The sequence below is a fragment of the Anaerospora hongkongensis genome, from assembly GCF_004339805.1.
GTDB classification, from domain to species: Bacteria; Bacillota; Negativicutes; order Sporomusales; family DSM-15969; genus Anaerospora; species Anaerospora hongkongensis.
Genome location: NZ_SLUI01000009.1, coordinates 1 through 15428, shown reverse-complemented (window position 1 = coordinate 15428; position 15428 = coordinate 1). Strand labels below are relative to the sequence as shown.

The following is a 15428-nucleotide window of genomic DNA, read 5'->3' as shown; positions in this document are numbered from 1 at the left end:
GTGTTCAGAGTTGTGAATCACAGCCTACACAAACAATACTACAACATGGTTTTAAGCAGCATTTTATTTTTTTTATAGGGCAAAGTCTGAATTCGATTTCTTTATCTTGAAGTAAATAAAACTAAATTGCCATACCGAATGTATAAAATATGATAATATATACGCCCAAGCCAATCCGTATAGTCCATAATACTTTATTCCATAAAATGACGATATAGAAAAAACCATTGCCCAGCATAAATTAAACATAAATCCAGTCCACATTGTGCCAATACTCGCAAGAATTTGTCCTATGACATTATTAATGCTAATTAGAAACGATGATATAATAATTAGTTTTAGTACTAATCCATAAATAGAAAAATTAGTTCCATATAAACCCATAAGAGAGTCAGCGAAAAAAAATAATATCAAGCATATACAACCTGAAACCAGGCAAGTTACATAAAAAGAGAGTTTGATTACATTCGAATAATCTTTATAACTTCTTTCTGTGTAGCTTTTTGATAAGGCTGTCAATATAACGGGGGTTAGCGTATTAGGTACAAATAAAATAGCGTTTTGCCATTGCAAAGCTGCATTTATTATAGCCAACTCAGAGTAACCACCGACAGTTTGTTTAACGATTAAAATATTACTAATCCACACCGCAAGCATTACTACAACATTTCCAATTACAGTTGGGAGACTAAACTTTGTGAGTATTGAATATTCAGTCCATGATGTCATAAAATTAATTTGAATTTGTGCAACAGCACAATATCGATATAAGAAAAACAAACATAAGAGACAATTTATTATAGCAGATAAAACAAATCCTATTATTGCTCCATAAACACCATAAGAATTGGATAATAGTAGTAATAAGCTAAATGTCGAAAAACCTACAATTAAATTAATAATAGCTAGGTCCTTGAACTTATTTAGGCCAGACAATACGCCAGTAATAGCAGATATTATCACATTAAAAACTACCGCGGTGGCTCCAATAAAAAAATAATCTTTTAATTTAGCGGTCTGGAGAACTTTTTCCGAAATTATATCAGAAAGAAAATATATTAAACTAGATCCAAGTAGTCCCGAAATTAGTGATGTACAAATAATGAGACTAATTATTCTCCCGAGTTTATTAATATCAGTATAGCCTGCTACATATTTAGTACCAGTCATACTTAATCCTACACCCGTAATTGTAGCTATCATCATCAGAGTATTCTGCACAATAGCATATTCTCCAAATGCCTCTTTACCAATGATACGAGCAACAAATATTGTAGCCAATAAAGTTGATCCTCTTAAAAAGATAGCCCCAGACAAGGACCATAAAGCATTAGAGGTAAATCTACTAAATATACTAAAAGGTAAAAACATAATCATCCTCTTGCTACATTTTTAAAATAGAATTATCAAGAAGGCTTAAATAACCTTAAATATAAAAACCCCAACGTTCGTCTAATAAGAGAGCTTATTAAAATCGAATTCTTTACAATACAATTGCGTACACAGCCATATCCTAAATATTGCGTTAGAAAATATTTCATGCTTTGGAATTCATGAGCCATTAATTCCCTGTTTTCCTTGAGCGTGACTTCATGGCAGTGTACTACCGTACATCTTGGAGTATAGTAAATGTAAAACCCAATAGCAGCAAGCCTATGAGAAAATATCGCCTCTTCCCAGTAAAGGAAAGTAACTTCATCCAGAAATCCTGCTTTTTTCCAAATTTCAGTTGCCCCAAACATGCAGCAACCATAAACCCTGTACACTTTGATTGGTAATGTTATTAGTCGGTGACCAATTACGGACCATATTGGATACAAAGCCATTCTTAGAAATGGCTCAAGAAGAAGAGTTATTAAATTGGGAGATAAGAAATACGGTAAAATTGTTCTACCCTTATCAGTAAGAACCTGTGGACCAATTACTCCTACCTGCCTCAATTTATGCGTGTCTTCTAATAAAGTATTAATCGCATTCTCACTAGGAAAGTATGTGTCTGGATTCAATATTAATGACCATTTTATACCTAAGTCGGCAACTTCCTTGAGGCCAACGTTGTTACCAGCAGCATATCCAGCATTGGTCTTATTAAGTATAATTCGCACTGGGCCTGAGAATTTATGTTGTTTTAACAGAAGATATGATTCATTAGTAGAACAGTTATCCACTATTACTATATACAGGTTTATTCCTTTTTGTCTGAATAAACCCTCTACACAATGTATTGTATCCTTGTAATTATTAAAATTTAGTACTACAACACCTACTGTCTCCACGCCATCCCCCTAAAATACCACTCAAATATCATTTATACTCTTGATCGAAATTTGCTGTTTCTCGGGAAACAACTGCTAACAGCAATTTTTGATGATATCTTATTTACTTAGCTTTTAGATCGTATCTCTCAAGCTACATCTAAAAATCCCCATCTTAAAAATCTCCGTTCCATTTCGGTATGCGGTAGCCAATAATCCAGACAATAAAGCTAGCCACTATAAGGCTTACGAATAAAAACAGTAAGATTTACGAAATTACTAAATACCTGCTTGAAGATTACCTTAGCCCATTTCATCGATCTGATATCGTGATAAATCAGGATTCAATTTATTAGCCCCTACTCCTTCGGTACTGCTCTTTGTAACTAGTACCTTTACTGTTTGCAGCATAATAACCAAGTCTGAAATCACATTGCATTTCTGTATGTAAATCAAGTCATAAACTAGCTTATCATACGGCGTAGTGTTATACTTGCCATAAACCTGCGCCAAGCCAGTAATGCCAGGTTTAACATTATGACGATAGACATATTCAGTTATTTCTTGTTTGAACTTTTCAACGAAAAATGGTCTTTCTGGACGAGGCCCTACGATACTCATATCGCCAAGTAATACATTAAATAACTGTGGCAATTCATCAAGCCGAGTTGCCCTCAAGAATTTTCCTAATCTTGTAATACGCGGATCGTTTTCCCCCGCTAATACTGGTCCAGTAATCTTTTCTGCATCTACACGCATACTACGAAACTTATATACTTTAAACTCTCGCTCATCAAGGCCTGTTCGAACTTGACTATATAATATAGGACCAGAACAATCCAATTTAATGGCAATAGCTACAAAAATAAATATAGGCCACAAAAATAATATAGCAGTTCCCGAAACAACTATATCAAGAATTCGTTTCAAGGATTGTTGTTCCAACGTAGGTCTCAAGTAAGTTGGACGAAATACTGGAATATCATCAATTTTATCTAACTCAACACCACTGCAAAATATCTCATAGACATCAGGAATCAGAAATATTTGTTTTCCATTCGTATGACAAAAATGTACAATTTCTGCTTTATCTTTTAAACTTAAGTCAGCGCAAACAATCATTACGTCAATATCTTCAGAAACTTTTTTCCAAGATTCACTCTCATAATCCATACAAACATAACGCACATTATAATTTAATTGGGGTTGAGCCTGTAAGCGAGTGATAACACGAAAACACTCAACTTGACTACCTATAAGTAATGCATTTTTCGGCGTAAGCAAGGCCCTCTCTGCGCGCCAAAAAGCATACTTCCATACTGCTAACAGTATAAACTGTAATACCATAGTGACAATTAACACGCTACGAGAATAACTGAATTCCCTTAAGAAAAAACTAGTAGCCATTATAATGATGAACAAATTAAATAATGCCACTGCCAAACTCAATAAAAGCTCACTATACCTTTTTCTCGCTAGGGAAAACATTCCATTAATATTAAACAAAATACCAGCTGCAATAATCATAACTGGTGCCATATTATAATATATAGAAAAATCTGGTTGATACATACTACCATAAAATACCACTACAATCGCCAAATAACTGGCTAACAGTAATAACGCTATATCACCCAATAATAATATTAACTTACTCAACATAGGAAATCGTCTTTGCATACACATCGCCTCACTTAACCAGAACCTTTACATCTCTTTGGCTTTTGGCTAAAGTTCTACCACACTAAGTCAGAGTTTTTTAAAAAACTCTGACTTATAATCAAATGAAATACTATGCATCCTTTCAAAAAGACTGATACGCTATACCCATCAACTATTTCTCATTTCCATAATAATAGTAATAATAAGCATGCTCATCATCAATCTCCACCCGGTTAAGCACTACTCCAAGGATATTGCCTTTTGCCTTCACCAAATTTTCTTTCGCCTTCTGTGCCATTTCCGGTTTTACCAACATACTATTCAATACTAACACTACACCATCTACCTTCGATGCCAGTACACTGGCATCCGTCACCGCGACTACTGGTGGAGCGTCAATAATCAGGTATTCCGTTTGCTCCGATAGACATTTGATCAATTCTAGCATACGTTTTGAGCCTAGCAGTTCTGATGGATTAGGCGGAATAGGGCCGCTAGTCACTATTCGCAAGTTATCAATTTCCGTAGCTTGAATGAGACTGTCTACCAAGCACTCCTCTACTAGAAAATTGGTAACGCCTCTATTTTTTTTGCAAAAGATCTTATGCTGAACGGGTTTACGCAAATCACAGTCGATAAGTATAACCTTTTTGCCAGTCTGTGCTAATGCTACTGCCGTATTCGCGGTAGTAGTTGACTTTCCTTCTCCTGGTCCGGCACTAGTGAACATGATTGTCTTTAGATCGCCGTCAATTTTAGAAAATTGAATATTGGTCCGTAGTGTCCGGTAAGCTTCGGCAATAGGCGACTTGGCCTGGCTGTGAACGATTAACTGCCGTTGTTGTGATGCCATCTCTATCCTCTCCTTGTCCCTGTCGCCGACTGTGTGATCCTGCTCCATAATGACTGCTTAGTTTCCTGAAATTCACTGTCGAAGTTCGGAATACTTCCTAATACCGGCAAATCCAAATATTGCCGTACATCTTCTGCTGTACGTACTGTTTTGTTCATATATTCCAGGACAAAAGCTGCGCCTGTGCCAACAAATAAACCCAATATAGCCGCAATTACTACATTAAGTAATTTTTTGGGGCTTATCGGCTTTTCCGGCAAATTAGCAGCATCAATTACTTGTACATCGGTAGGCTGCATTACTTCACTGATTCGGGCTTCTTCATGGCGCTTGGACAGCATAATGAAGATCTCCTGGGCCACCGCAGCATCACGCATTACCCGGCCTAAGCCTTGTTCTTTCGTCGGTAACTTAGCAAGCTCTTTTTCGCTGTCTGTTATTACTTTATCAATTGCTTGTTTTTGGGCCGTAGAAGCTGCAATTTCGGCTTCTGATTCTATTTTAGACTTCAATAAGCCTTGGTGAATAGGATTGGCGGAAGGCGCGTCGGCACTCACTACGCGGGAAATTTCGATATTAAGCTTAGTGCGTGCTTCACCGATAGCCGCCCTTGTTGCCAATACTTCCGGGTGCTTGTCGGTATATTTTTGGCTAAGCGAAACAAGCTGAACTTCAAGGTCAGCCAATTTTGTCTTATACTGCTGAATGACCAGACTGTCCGCGATAAAACCCGGTTTTTCTTTGGATAGCTGCTGCTCAGCACTGCCAAACCTAGCTTGAGCCGAAGCGAGCGTAACATAGTTTTCTGCCGCTAATTTGCTGATGGTCGTAAGCTTGTCCACCATCGCCTTGGTTTCTTCGGCAGGCGCAACAATTTTCTGTTCATTTTTATATTTCTGCAGGATAGTCTCCGCACGGTCTAATTCCTGCTTGGATTCCTGAAGGCGCTGTCCAATGAATTCCCGCACTACCTTTTGTTCGGAGCGAACAAGAAAGGTCATCCGGTTATTAAAAGTATCTACAAGTACATTGGCAACATTTTGGGCCTCTTCACGGGATTTGGCCCGAACCTGAATCTTCAATATCTCCGTATCCTTTACCGGCTGAGTTGAGATCAGCTTAAGCATATCATCGTAGTCAGGTACTTTGTCTTTGCCAAGCTGCGTTTTTTCGATTACTTCCTGAATAACAGTACGGCTCTTGATGATTTCCGCATAGGTTGACATGAGCTGTTTGGTATTGCCGCCACCCATAGGCAGCTCAGAAAGCAGTGAGTTCGCTAAGCCTTTAGTCTGTTTCACGCGCAAGGTTGTTTCTGCTTCATACGTAGGCGGTATTAGTAAGCTTATGATTGTCGCTATTGCAATAAACCCGAAAAATATGCTTCCGATAATGCGGCGGCGTTTTTTTATAGTTTTTATCATATCCCGCAAGTCCAGTGTTTGCTCGTCCACTATTAAGCCTCCAACTTCAATCTAGTCCTTTTTGATATCATTGACCTGATATGCCGCACCTATGAACGGAATAATATCTTTCATGAAATCAATCCTGCCATTATCCGCCAAATAAACCACATCACCATCTGCCAGTACATAGTTCTGCGTCATGTCACCCTTATTCAATAAGTTTAATAAATTAGCCTTAGTTGTTTTCTTTGTTGTATCTTTATGTATAATAAAAATCTTCTTTTTAGCTGCTTCATCAGTATAGCTCCCGGCCATGCCGATGGCATCAAGCAGGTTATGCTGCTTTTCAATTTCGTACATGCCTGGCTTATTCACTTTTCCCAGTACATATACACGGGTCGTACGAAATTTAAGAACGTTTACCGCTACTTGTGGGTCCTTGAGATATTTCCCCAGACTTGCAGTTAGTTCTTCAGTTACTTCAAACACAGATTTTCCCTGAGCTTGTACATCACCGGCCATAGGAAAGCTGATTTTACCATCGGGCCTAACGGTAAGCTCTTTGACCTCTAGCTTCTCATAACCCCATACATTGATGGTGAGTACATCACCTGGTCCCAGTTTATAATCCTCGGCAAAAACTGGACAAACTAGCATTATCATCATTACGAAAAAGGTCATAAACTTACAAAGCATTTTTTCCACTTTACCCCCTTAAGTCGACACTATTCTGCAATTGTTCTATTCTGCGTACGTTGTTATAGTCCTGCAATCAAATTATTTCAAATAATGAACTTCCACATGAAAAGTCAATTTTCATCCAAACTCGCTATCTTTCCGCCATCCTGATCGTTTGTACAAAACAAAAAAACGCCCTTAAATTAAAAGGCGCTATCTTTCATTCAGCACGTCTTTCCTTTGCATTTCAGTGCAAAAGAGACACATTCCTGCAAGGATTCCTCCAGAGTTTGAAACTGTACTTGTGTTAAATTGTCTATTTTAGCTGTCCCAACAGCATCGCGGATCATCTCATCAATCTGAAAGCTGCGATAGCCTAAGTCCTCCAGTTGTTTGACATACTGACTTACCCGTTCATGCTGTTCCGACATATGCAACCTTCTTTCGCATCACAAAAGTCCTACTAAATAGGACTTTTGCATCATTTTGTTGTTCTTTATTATAATTTATATTGTATTAAATTTCAAACAATTTAATCTGCTATTTTCCGACAATTTCCAGCAAGCATAAAATAAAATATCCACCTTAATCTGGTGGATATTTTTTATCACTGCATTAGGTTGATTATTCTGTTTAAGAGGCCCATTTTTTTTATATTTTTAATTTTCTGAACATCCGGTATCGCTATTTCTTCACTGTTAAGTATTTGTAGGAGGTTTAGATAAAATATTTGCCGTGTCAACTCTTCTCCTACAAGCGATATTGCTTTTTCCTCTGCATTAGTCAGCCTCGGTGTACGGGCTTTGGGACTATGAGCATCTGATCCGATTATATGCACGAGCTTACTATTGAGCAATACTTCTGCTGTCTTCATTGCACGCTCACCCATTTTCCCCACGAGACTTGGACCATTCATTTGCATAAGAATGCCTTTATTCACCCACTCTACGATCAGTTCCGGATTACGGGCAATTTCCGGGTGCCGTTCCGGATGAGCTAAGATCGGACTGATTCCCCGTGCCTGCAAGGTAAAGAAGAATTCATCCGTGTATTGCGGAATATGGGTAGCAGGCAATTCTACCAACATATATCTTCCGCCATTAATACAGTAAGGTCCGGGTCCCTCGACTAGGTTCAAAATATCCATATTTAAAGCTACTTCTGCACCAGGAACAATGGTAAGAACTATATTTTTCTTCTTTAGTTCGCCGCTTAGTTCGACACAGAGTCTCTTAATAGTCGACCACTCCGGCAGCCAGCGTCCCTCGATTACATGGGGAGTCGCTGCGATGACTGTCGTACCATTGTCTACAGCAATCTGCGCCATCGCTAATGAATCTTCTATTGTTTTTGCCCCATCGTCTATACCAGGCAATATATGGCTGTGTAAATCAATCATGTTTTCTCTCCTGCAACTTTCTTTGTACGGCCTCCAGTACCGGTTGAACCTCAATGGCAGCAAGGCACTGCTTAGCCTTAGGACACTCCCTTTTCCAGCATTTGTGACATTCTTCCTGTACAGTAATTACCGTATGACTATTGCCATAAGGGCCGTTTCTTTCCGGATCGGTAGGGCCGAACAACGCAATTACCGGCGTCTGTACTGCCGCCGCCAGATGCATCGGTCCCGTATCTCCGCCAACAAAGCAGCTAGCACCTTTCATCAAAAAGGCCAGCTCCTTCAGGGTCGTTTTTCCAGTCAAATCAACTGCTGCAGGGCAGGCATTGCTTATCGTCACAGCCAGACTGGTATCACTTGCCCCGCCAGTGATGACCGGGATGATTCCCTTCTGACTAAGCTCGGCTGCCAATTCACCAAAGCGTTCAACTGGCCAGCACTTGCTAGGCCAGTTGGTTCCCGGTGCCAATATGACATAAGGCTGGTTTGCGGGGAGTCCTGCTTGTACGGCGATAGCTGCTGCATGTGCTTCCTCCTCAGGAGTATGATTGAGAGTAAATACTGCCTTTTTCACATCGCAACCTATATATCTGGTCACATCCAGATAGCGCTCTACTACATGACCTTCACTGTATTTTCCACAAACCGGTTTGCTGATCCATTGGCTTAACTCTCGCATATTGCAGTAACCCAGACGCTGCTTTGCCCCACTTAAGGCTATAATGGCTGCACTTTTAAACAGGCCCTGTAGGTCAAGAGCCAGATCAAACTGGCGTTCCTTTAATTGCCGGGACAACTCAGGGCTATATTTAATTAAACCTATCAGCGATTTGAACTTTGGCTTATCGAACAAGATGATTTCGTCTATATCCGGATTATTAGTCAACAGATCATAAGCTGGTTTCTCTACTACCCAGGTGATCCGCGCCTGCGGATACTTTTCTTTCAAGGCATGAGCCACCGGCAGTGCATGGATTACATCGCCAATAGCGCTGAGCTTGACGATTAGAATATTATTATATTGTTTATCAGGGGAGATTGTCACGTTGCTTCGCTCCTCGCAATGACAAGTAGGTTGGGGTAAAAGATGAGATTGCCACGTCGCTTTGCTCCTCGCAATGACAGTGGGCTGAGTGGAGCTAGTTTGTTTCGCTTATTTTTTTTATAATGTTGGAGGAGGATCTCCCAGGAACTTCGGGGATTAATACCGTTTTACCACCATTGGCAGCTACTATTTTCGCTTCCGGAATATCCTCAATGCGGTAGTCTCCGCCTTTAACATAGATATCAGGCTTAACTTCACCAATCAAGTCTTCAGCTGTGCGCTCATTAAAAACGACCACATAGTCTACTGCTGCCAGTGCAGCCATAACTTCGGCCCTGTCCTCCTGATGGTTAACCGGACGGGTAGGTCCTTTTAATTCTCTTACTGAGCGGTCACTATTAAGGCCTACAATCAGGCAGTCACCCAGTTTCCGTGCTTCCGCTAAATAGCGGACATGCCCTGCATGGATAATATCGAAGCAGCCGTTGGTAAAAACAAGAATTTTACCAGCGGCTTTATTTTTCTTAGCAACCTCTGCAATTTGGTCACGACTAACGAGCTTCATAGTGGCCTCCTACAACATCCCGCAATTCCTTTGGTGTAGCTGTTGCTGTACCTGGTTTTCTGACGACAATACCGGCAGCAAAGTTGGCCAAGCAAGCTGCTTCTTCATAAGCAGCTCCGGCTGCAACTGCCAGAATCATGGCGGCGACAACCGTATCACCCGCTCCGGTAACATCGTAGACCTCACTCACATTTGTAACCGGAATATGAGTTACTTTACCAGTTTTCTCAAAAAGAGTCATGCCGTCAGGCCCTTGGGTAATCAGCACCGCTTCAGCCTGCAAGTCTGATAGAATACTTTTTCCTGCATCAAGCAAGGATTGCGTGTCTAGTTCTTTCAGTCCAACGGCTGCTGCTGCTTCCGATTCATTTTGTTTCACAAGCGTGATGCCTTTATACGCCATGACCTTATAACGGGAATCTACAATAGATGGTTTGCCGTGCCGGTGACAAGCCTCAATCGCAGCCTTTAGGACTGTCTGCGTTACCGTGACTCCACCGTAATCACTTAATACTACGGCATCCATTTGAGGAATCAGTCGTTGTATATAGTCGATCATTTGTTGTTCGATCTCTGGTGATAATTCAGCTTTGTTTTCCCGGTCAATACGGACCACTTGCTGACGCACTGTGGCCTGACCTCCAGCCATTACGCGAGTCTTGGTAATTGTTGGGCGAGAATCATCCGGGATAAAACCTGCGGTTACTACGCCTTTAGAGCCTAATATTCGAGTAAGTTCTTGACCAGAGAAATCGTTGCCTACTATGCCTACGGCATAAACCTTGCCGCCTAGCGTAGCCGTATTGTGTACGGCATTAGCAGCGCCGCCGGGGACAACATTTTCAGCAGTATGTTCCAGAATTAAGACAGGCGCCTCCCGGGAAATCCGGGAAATGCGCCCTTCCAAATATACATCAGCAATCATGTCACCAATAAGCATGACTTTTTTATCTTGCATCTTCGTTACAATTTGCAACAAACTTTCTCGCATTTCTATTCATCCTCGCTTACCATTTCACCGCATCTACTTTGACCCGGACTTCACTCCGTTTAGCCCGGTATGTGATGTCTGCTTCAAAGCAATGCAGGTTTCTTCTCCAGGTATAATCTATGTCTTCCGTATGTCCATGCTCCAAATCATAGCGCACTTTAACACCTAAGCCGTTCAAACGGTCAACCTGGTACATAAAGCCAATTCTGCCCTCTTTTGACACATCAATCCTGTCAAATTCATACGGCGTAGTACCAATATTACTGCTATAGCTGTACCCGATCCAGGTATTCAAGCGGCTACTGGGGTTCATATCCAAGAGGGAATCAAAATGAAGAACACTGTTGTTTGCGTCATTGTAGCCATAGAAATTACGGTCAAAGCCTGTACCTATTTTCAACGCCGCTTTCGATCCCAGTGCAATCGGATCATGGGACAGATACAGCTTGAACCCGCTATGAGTGCCTCTTACCTTACCTTCATTCCATTGTCCCCAGGCAGCAGAAGCATTAAGTCTCAACGGGCTTGATCCCAACCGTTGTGAATCGAGTTTAAAAGAAAGCTCTGGTTCTTTTTTTATCCAGTCATGATCATCATTTTCTTCATTGCCGTAACCAAGTTTAGCCGTAAAGTTGCCATTACGGCTAATTAGACCGTACATCGGCTTAAAATCTACTCTGCTGTAGTAATCGAGATCGGCAAAGGCCGCCAGATGGGGGCTGAAAGGATATTCTAAATGCTGGGAAATACCGAAGCCATTGTCTGATGAATAGCTTGGTTTCGGAAAAGCAACGCTTGCGCCCTCGCCCTCCTGCAAGGAGGACTGGTACTTAGGCAAGGAAAAAATAACGGTATTTTTAATCCAGAACTTAGCGTTATAGGCGATCATTTTATCGCCAGGCCATATTTCGACCCGATCGGCACTAATATGGTAATCAGGCACCTCTGCCGGACAGCCAGTAATAGTTCCTTCATTTAGGCTCGTTTGTGCAGGCGTAGTAGTAATAGACTTACTGGTAATATGCAATTTTTCAATCGTACCTTTGCTAGACTGCATACTGCCGCTGTGATCATTTAAGTTGTACCGCATACCAGTGGTGGTCAATTCCATCCCTGGCCGGGAAAGCAGCGCTTTTCCATCGGTCCAAACCTCATTTTTCCGTGTATTTCCATTCAAGCGGTCCGCTTCTACTTTATCATCATTTTGCTTAATTTGCACATTTCCCTTCGCATACAGATCTCCGGTAGAATCACTGAAATAGAGTTCATCGGCCTCTACCACAATCGGAGCCTTTGCAGCAGAAGAACTTGCTGTCGACTTATTAGGTGCTGCTTGGGTTGTTGCTGTTCCAAACACAAATATAAGAGCTAATAAGCCAATCATCATTTTTTTTGAGTTATTCATAGATTGCTCCCTCTAGTCTAAACTTACAATGTACCTATCTTTCATAAGATTCGCTGTATGTCCGCTTTTTCCTGCACTATTCGACATAGTAAAGAAAGGCAGATATACAAAATAGCACCAGACATGATAGCATGCTGGCGCTATTTTCTCCAGTTATTTAACTTTTATACCGTAAACACTTACTTCGGATTTAGTCTGAATATAGAGCTCCGATCCAGCAGGTATTGTTACATCTTTGCCATGAATAAAGGCTCCACCGACAACACCAACAGGCCCTAATACTATCAGTCCGGCAACAGTAGCTCCCGCAGCCTTAGCTAAAGATTTCGTCTCTTCTTTAGCCTTATCGCCCAGGAAAGTCTGTACTTCTGTTCCATCAAAAGCCTGCAGTGTATCAAAGCTTAGGTCCAATTTCGCATCTCTGCCAAAATTCCTTGCCTGCTGCACTTTCAGTATCTTTCCCTGACCAGTCGCCCCCTTGGCGATCACCAGTACACCATTAACGTAGACATCTTCAGAGGCTTGGAAAGCAAACCCATCCCCCTCCCGATTTTGTCGAGTATCTAAAGGAGTGATCATTTTAATTCTTACAAGAGTGTCTTGAAACAGCGTGACTTGACTCACTTCTGGAGATTCCGTGAATGCAATATTTGATACTTTCGTTACCCGCTTATCAAAAGACCCGGTTGCAGGTGCACCAATAAGCAGTTGTTCCATTTGCTCCAGTTTTTGTTTAGCCGATGCTGTCGTTTGATTATGACTGATTGCCCACTCAACAGCATTCAAGCGGGTAATCAATGAAGGGGCGGTTAATGAATTTTCTTTCGCATAAGTATAAAGCTTGTCAGCTTTTCCCATTAGAGCTTCTTTTGATTCAGTACCGTAAATATCTTTTTCCAGCCTGGTAAGACGTTCCGATAAAGAACCTGTTTGATCCGTTCCATATAAAACTTGCTCTACTGCTTTGGTTTTGTCCACTATTGTTAATTCTGCATTTTGAGCAAAAACAGGTGTACTAGCTAATACCAATACTGCAAGCGTACTAGAAATCCATTTGCGTAGCATAAAATCCCTCCCAGGTTATGATGTCTTATCAGAGTAGTTCGTGCTGAAAAAAGAAATATCCTGCCAGTGATTGGCAGGATAAGCGAACTTATTAGATTTTAACGTCAATCAAGGCCGACAAACCTACGCCTTGAACACGGGAGAAGTTAGTAGGATTCTTGCTGTCAATCGGAATTAATACTTTGGCCCGGAATTGCTTGCCATTGAAGTTTCCTTCAGCCTGCAGAACAGCTTGCACTTGATCTACTAATTCCTGTGAGCCCATTACCTGCGCTGCTCCAATGTAGCCACCACTGCCTATGGTAATAATCGGTACTACCTTGGTAGCATAGTCATGACCGCCACCACTTTGGAAAGTAAGCGTGTTGATAAACTTATTGAGTGGTCCGGAAAACTTATCAATTAAGATCCCTATGCCCCCCACTTTTAGTACATCGCCAAGACTAAACGCCTGTGTAACAGGCACAGCTGCAACTGACAGGAGGCAAAAGAGCAGCAAACCGATAACAAAGGATTTTTTTGTTTTCATATGTATCCCCCTTTCTTATCCCCTATTATACATAAGAATTAAGAGAAATACAACAAAAAGTGACTGGACAGTCGGTTGTAGGTGTAAAAACTCCCATGCATTAAGCATGGGAGTTAGAAGCACTAGAACTTAATACTAACAGTGGTACGGAAAGAAGTATTCTGTTTAGAACTGTCCTCTACCCGTTTCATATCGCGCAGGAACAATTTCAAAGTGGTATCTTTATTGTACTTATAGTTATAACCATAGTACATACCCTTCCAGCCGGATTCATAATCAGTCCAATCGTTCATATCTGCTAATTCTTCAATTTTGTAGTTAATAGCGTAGAAGGTATTCTTAGCATCCGGTGAGTACGATACACCTAAACCATAAGCACTATTATCAGAGTCAGCATTAGATTTAGCATACTCAGCAAAATAGGATGCCTTACCTTGATCATAACCAGCATTTACTGCCCAGTGATTGGTATCCTTGTTAGCGGATTTCTCGTAATCATATTTTGCCAAGGTTCCACCCAAAGTCCAATTGGGAGCAGGGCTATAAGATGCAGATAGTGCAAATAACTTGTTCTCATCTTCTTTATCTGATCTAGCTTCTTTTACAGCTATTACCTTTAGATCGGTTATACCTGATTTACCAGTTACCGTAACACCATCAGCAAACATATATTTGCCAAGATAGGGGCTAGAATTGTACAAAATAGCAGTTGCACCAACACTTGCATCCTGGCGGCCTAATTTGTAGCTAAATCCGTTCGTATCTTTGAAAACAAAGCCGAACTGATCAATAGCTGCTGTATTTTCGCTACTTGTTGCATAATCAGAAAAGTCCTTACCAATTGTAGCATGTTGAGCAGCAAAACGAGCAAAAAAATCTACGTTCTTACCAACGTTGGTAGTTGCATTCAAGATAAGTGTTGACTTAAAGCCATCCTGGTTGTCAGGATATTTCGCAGGATTACCCATGTTATCCCAGGTGTTGTAACGATACTGGTGCTCAAATTTTCCATCAAATTCGATAGGAGCGGCGAATACACTACCAGCGGTAGTAAGAACGAAGGCGGCTGCCAATGCAGCGGTAAGAGCTTTTTTCTTCATTTTGTTTTCCCCCTTGGTTTTAATAAATTATTATAAAATCACCAAGGTCGTTATGCGCAGGGGTAAGTGTCCACGTTTCCTTACTCAGCCCAGTCACGACCATCTCTATACTAAGAAATCCTGCCGCAACTAAGTAGTGCACATCCTTGTTGCAACAGGATAACCGAAAGAGAATATAGTGTTTATTCGATTAGAATTCGTAAACTCCTGCTAATACTAAGGATTATTGTAAAAAAATTTTAACATTGCGTTAACAATAATATTACAAAGTACGACAGTATAAGACATTTGTACATTATAGACTCGGTGATTTTAAGCATATGACTAATCTTTTTAAGTAATGCGAAAATGAATTTTATTGATTATATTCAATAAAAGAAAGTCACTAACCACCCGTAAAACGGGTGGCTTGATTAAGCCCTAAAAGGGCATGTTACTAGCTGAGTCTCAAGACTCACTGAAAAGGTTACCGACC

At 40.8% G+C, this 15428-nt stretch carries 15 protein-coding genes; all 15 read right to left on the bottom strand.

The annotated features are described in order from the left end of the window. Nucleotides 1-72: 72 nt before the first annotated feature. The 15 genes from EV210_RS13780 to EV210_RS13710 all read right to left on the bottom strand — a co-directional run bounded on the left by EV210_RS13780 (nt 73) and on the right by EV210_RS13710 (nt 14953). On the bottom strand, nt 73-1371 hold the full coding sequence (locus tag EV210_RS13780) for an oligosaccharide flippase family protein (RefSeq protein WP_165898898.1): 1299 nt from the start codon (nt 1369-1371) through the stop codon (nt 73-75). 35 nt (nt 1372-1406) lie between these two features. After that, nucleotides 1407-2276 carry a glycosyltransferase family 2 protein gene (locus EV210_RS13775; protein ID WP_132081636.1) on the bottom strand — a complete coding sequence of 290 codons (870 nt, stop codon included), beginning with the start codon at nt 2274-2276 and terminating at the stop codon, nt 1407-1409. Between the two features lie 282 nt (nt 2277-2558). After that, on the bottom strand, nt 2559-3935 hold the full coding sequence (locus tag EV210_RS13770; protein ID WP_132081633.1) for a sugar transferase: 1377 nt from the start codon (nt 3933-3935) through the stop codon (nt 2559-2561). Between the two features lie 154 nt (nt 3936-4089). Continuing rightward, nucleotides 4090-4770 carry a CpsD/CapB family tyrosine-protein kinase gene (locus EV210_RS13765; RefSeq protein ID WP_132081630.1) on the bottom strand — a complete coding sequence of 227 codons (681 nt, stop codon included), beginning with the start codon at nt 4768-4770 and terminating at the stop codon, nt 4090-4092. A gap of 2 nt (nt 4771-4772) precedes the next feature. Further along, nucleotides 4773-6224 carry a GumC family protein gene (locus EV210_RS13760; RefSeq protein WP_132081627.1) on the bottom strand — a complete coding sequence of 484 codons (1452 nt, stop codon included), beginning with the start codon at nt 6222-6224 and terminating at the stop codon, nt 4773-4775. 21 nt (nt 6225-6245) lie between these two features. Further along, nucleotides 6246-6872, bottom strand: coding sequence for a polysaccharide biosynthesis/export family protein (locus EV210_RS13755; protein WP_132082036.1), 627 nt, complete (start codon nt 6870-6872; stop codon nt 6246-6248). 206 nt (nt 6873-7078) lie between these two features. Then, nucleotides 7079-7285 carry a hypothetical protein gene (locus EV210_RS13750; RefSeq protein ID WP_132081624.1) on the bottom strand — a complete coding sequence of 69 codons (207 nt, stop codon included), beginning with the start codon at nt 7283-7285 and terminating at the stop codon, nt 7079-7081. A 176-nt stretch (nt 7286-7461) separates the two neighbouring features. Further along, nucleotides 7462-8253 (bottom strand): tyrosine-protein phosphatase, encoded by a 792-nt coding sequence (locus EV210_RS13745; protein ID WP_132081621.1) that lies wholly within the window; start codon nt 8251-8253, stop codon nt 7462-7464. Further along, complete coding sequence (gene waaF / locus EV210_RS13740; RefSeq protein ID WP_243650553.1) at nt 8246-9298, bottom strand: lipopolysaccharide heptosyltransferase II; 1053 nt, start codon at nt 9296-9298, stop codon at nt 8246-8248. The genes EV210_RS13745 and waaF overlap by 8 nt, the downstream gene beginning before the upstream one ends. Nucleotides 9299-9392: 94 nt before the next feature. Continuing rightward, complete coding sequence (gene rfaE2 / locus EV210_RS13735; protein ID WP_132081618.1) at nt 9393-9863, bottom strand: D-glycero-beta-D-manno-heptose 1-phosphate adenylyltransferase; 471 nt, start codon at nt 9861-9863, stop codon at nt 9393-9395. Continuing rightward, nucleotides 9850-10854: a bifunctional heptose 7-phosphate kinase/heptose 1-phosphate adenyltransferase gene (locus EV210_RS13730; protein ID WP_132081615.1), complete on the bottom strand. Its 1005-nt coding sequence runs from the start codon at nt 10852-10854 to the stop codon at nt 9850-9852. Before EV210_RS13730 ends, rfaE2 begins: the two co-directional genes overlap by 14 nt. Before the next feature lie 16 nt (nt 10855-10870). Further along, a complete protein-coding gene (gene lptC / locus EV210_RS13725; RefSeq protein WP_132081612.1) occupies nt 10871-12259 on the bottom strand; it encodes an LPS export ABC transporter periplasmic protein LptC in 1389 nt (462 codons plus the stop codon). A gap of 153 nt (nt 12260-12412) precedes the next feature. Then, nucleotides 12413-13324, bottom strand: a complete 912-nt coding sequence (locus EV210_RS13720) for a hypothetical protein (protein ID WP_132081609.1) — start codon at nt 13322-13324, stop codon at nt 12413-12415. A 91-nt stretch (nt 13325-13415) separates the two neighbouring features. Further along, nucleotides 13416-13853 (bottom strand): hypothetical protein, encoded by a 438-nt coding sequence (locus EV210_RS13715; RefSeq protein WP_132081606.1) that lies wholly within the window; start codon nt 13851-13853, stop codon nt 13416-13418. Between the two features lie 122 nt (nt 13854-13975). After that, the gene (locus EV210_RS13710; protein ID WP_132081603.1) at nt 13976-14953 is read right to left on the bottom strand and encodes a porin family protein; all 978 of its coding nucleotides are present in this window, start codon (nt 14951-14953) and stop codon (nt 13976-13978) included. Nucleotides 14954-15428: the final 475 nt, after the last annotated feature.

Excerpts from the sequence above, each read along its gene's own strand:
- EV210_RS13720 (WP_132081609.1), bottom strand. The coding sequence starts at position 13,324 with ATGCTACGCAAATGGATTTCTAGTACGCTTGCAGTATTGGTATTAGCT.
- EV210_RS13745 (WP_132081621.1), bottom strand. The coding sequence starts at position 8,253 with ATGATTGATTTACACAGCCATATATTGCCTGGTATAGACGATGGGGCA.
- EV210_RS13750 (WP_132081624.1), bottom strand. The coding sequence starts at position 7,285 with ATGTCGGAACAGCATGAACGGGTAAGTCAGTATGTCAAACAACTGGAG.
- lptC (WP_132081612.1), bottom strand. The coding sequence starts at position 12,259 with ATGAATAACTCAAAAAAAATGATGATTGGCTTATTAGCTCTTATATTT.
- EV210_RS13755 (WP_132082036.1), bottom strand. The coding sequence starts at position 6,872 with ATGCTTTGTAAGTTTATGACCTTTTTCGTAATGATGATAATGCTAGTT.
- EV210_RS13770 (WP_132081633.1), bottom strand. The coding sequence starts at position 3,935 with ATGCAAAGACGATTTCCTATGTTGAGTAAGTTAATATTATTATTGGGT.
- EV210_RS13730 (WP_132081615.1), bottom strand. The coding sequence starts at position 10,854 with ATGCGAGAAAGTTTGTTGCAAATTGTAACGAAGATGCAAGATAAAAAA.
- rfaE2 (WP_132081618.1), bottom strand. The coding sequence starts at position 9,863 with ATGAAGCTCGTTAGTCGTGACCAAATTGCAGAGGTTGCTAAGAAAAAT.
- EV210_RS13780 (WP_165898898.1), bottom strand. The coding sequence starts at position 1,371 with ATGTTTTTACCTTTTAGTATATTTAGTAGATTTACCTCTAATGCTTTA.
- EV210_RS13710 (WP_132081603.1), bottom strand. The coding sequence starts at position 14,953 with ATGAAGAAAAAAGCTCTTACCGCTGCATTGGCAGCCGCCTTCGTTCTT.
- EV210_RS13765 (WP_132081630.1), bottom strand. The coding sequence starts at position 4,770 with ATGGCATCACAACAACGGCAGTTAATCGTTCACAGCCAGGCCAAGTCG.
- EV210_RS13715 (WP_132081606.1), bottom strand. The coding sequence starts at position 13,853 with ATGAAAACAAAAAAATCCTTTGTTATCGGTTTGCTGCTCTTTTGCCTC.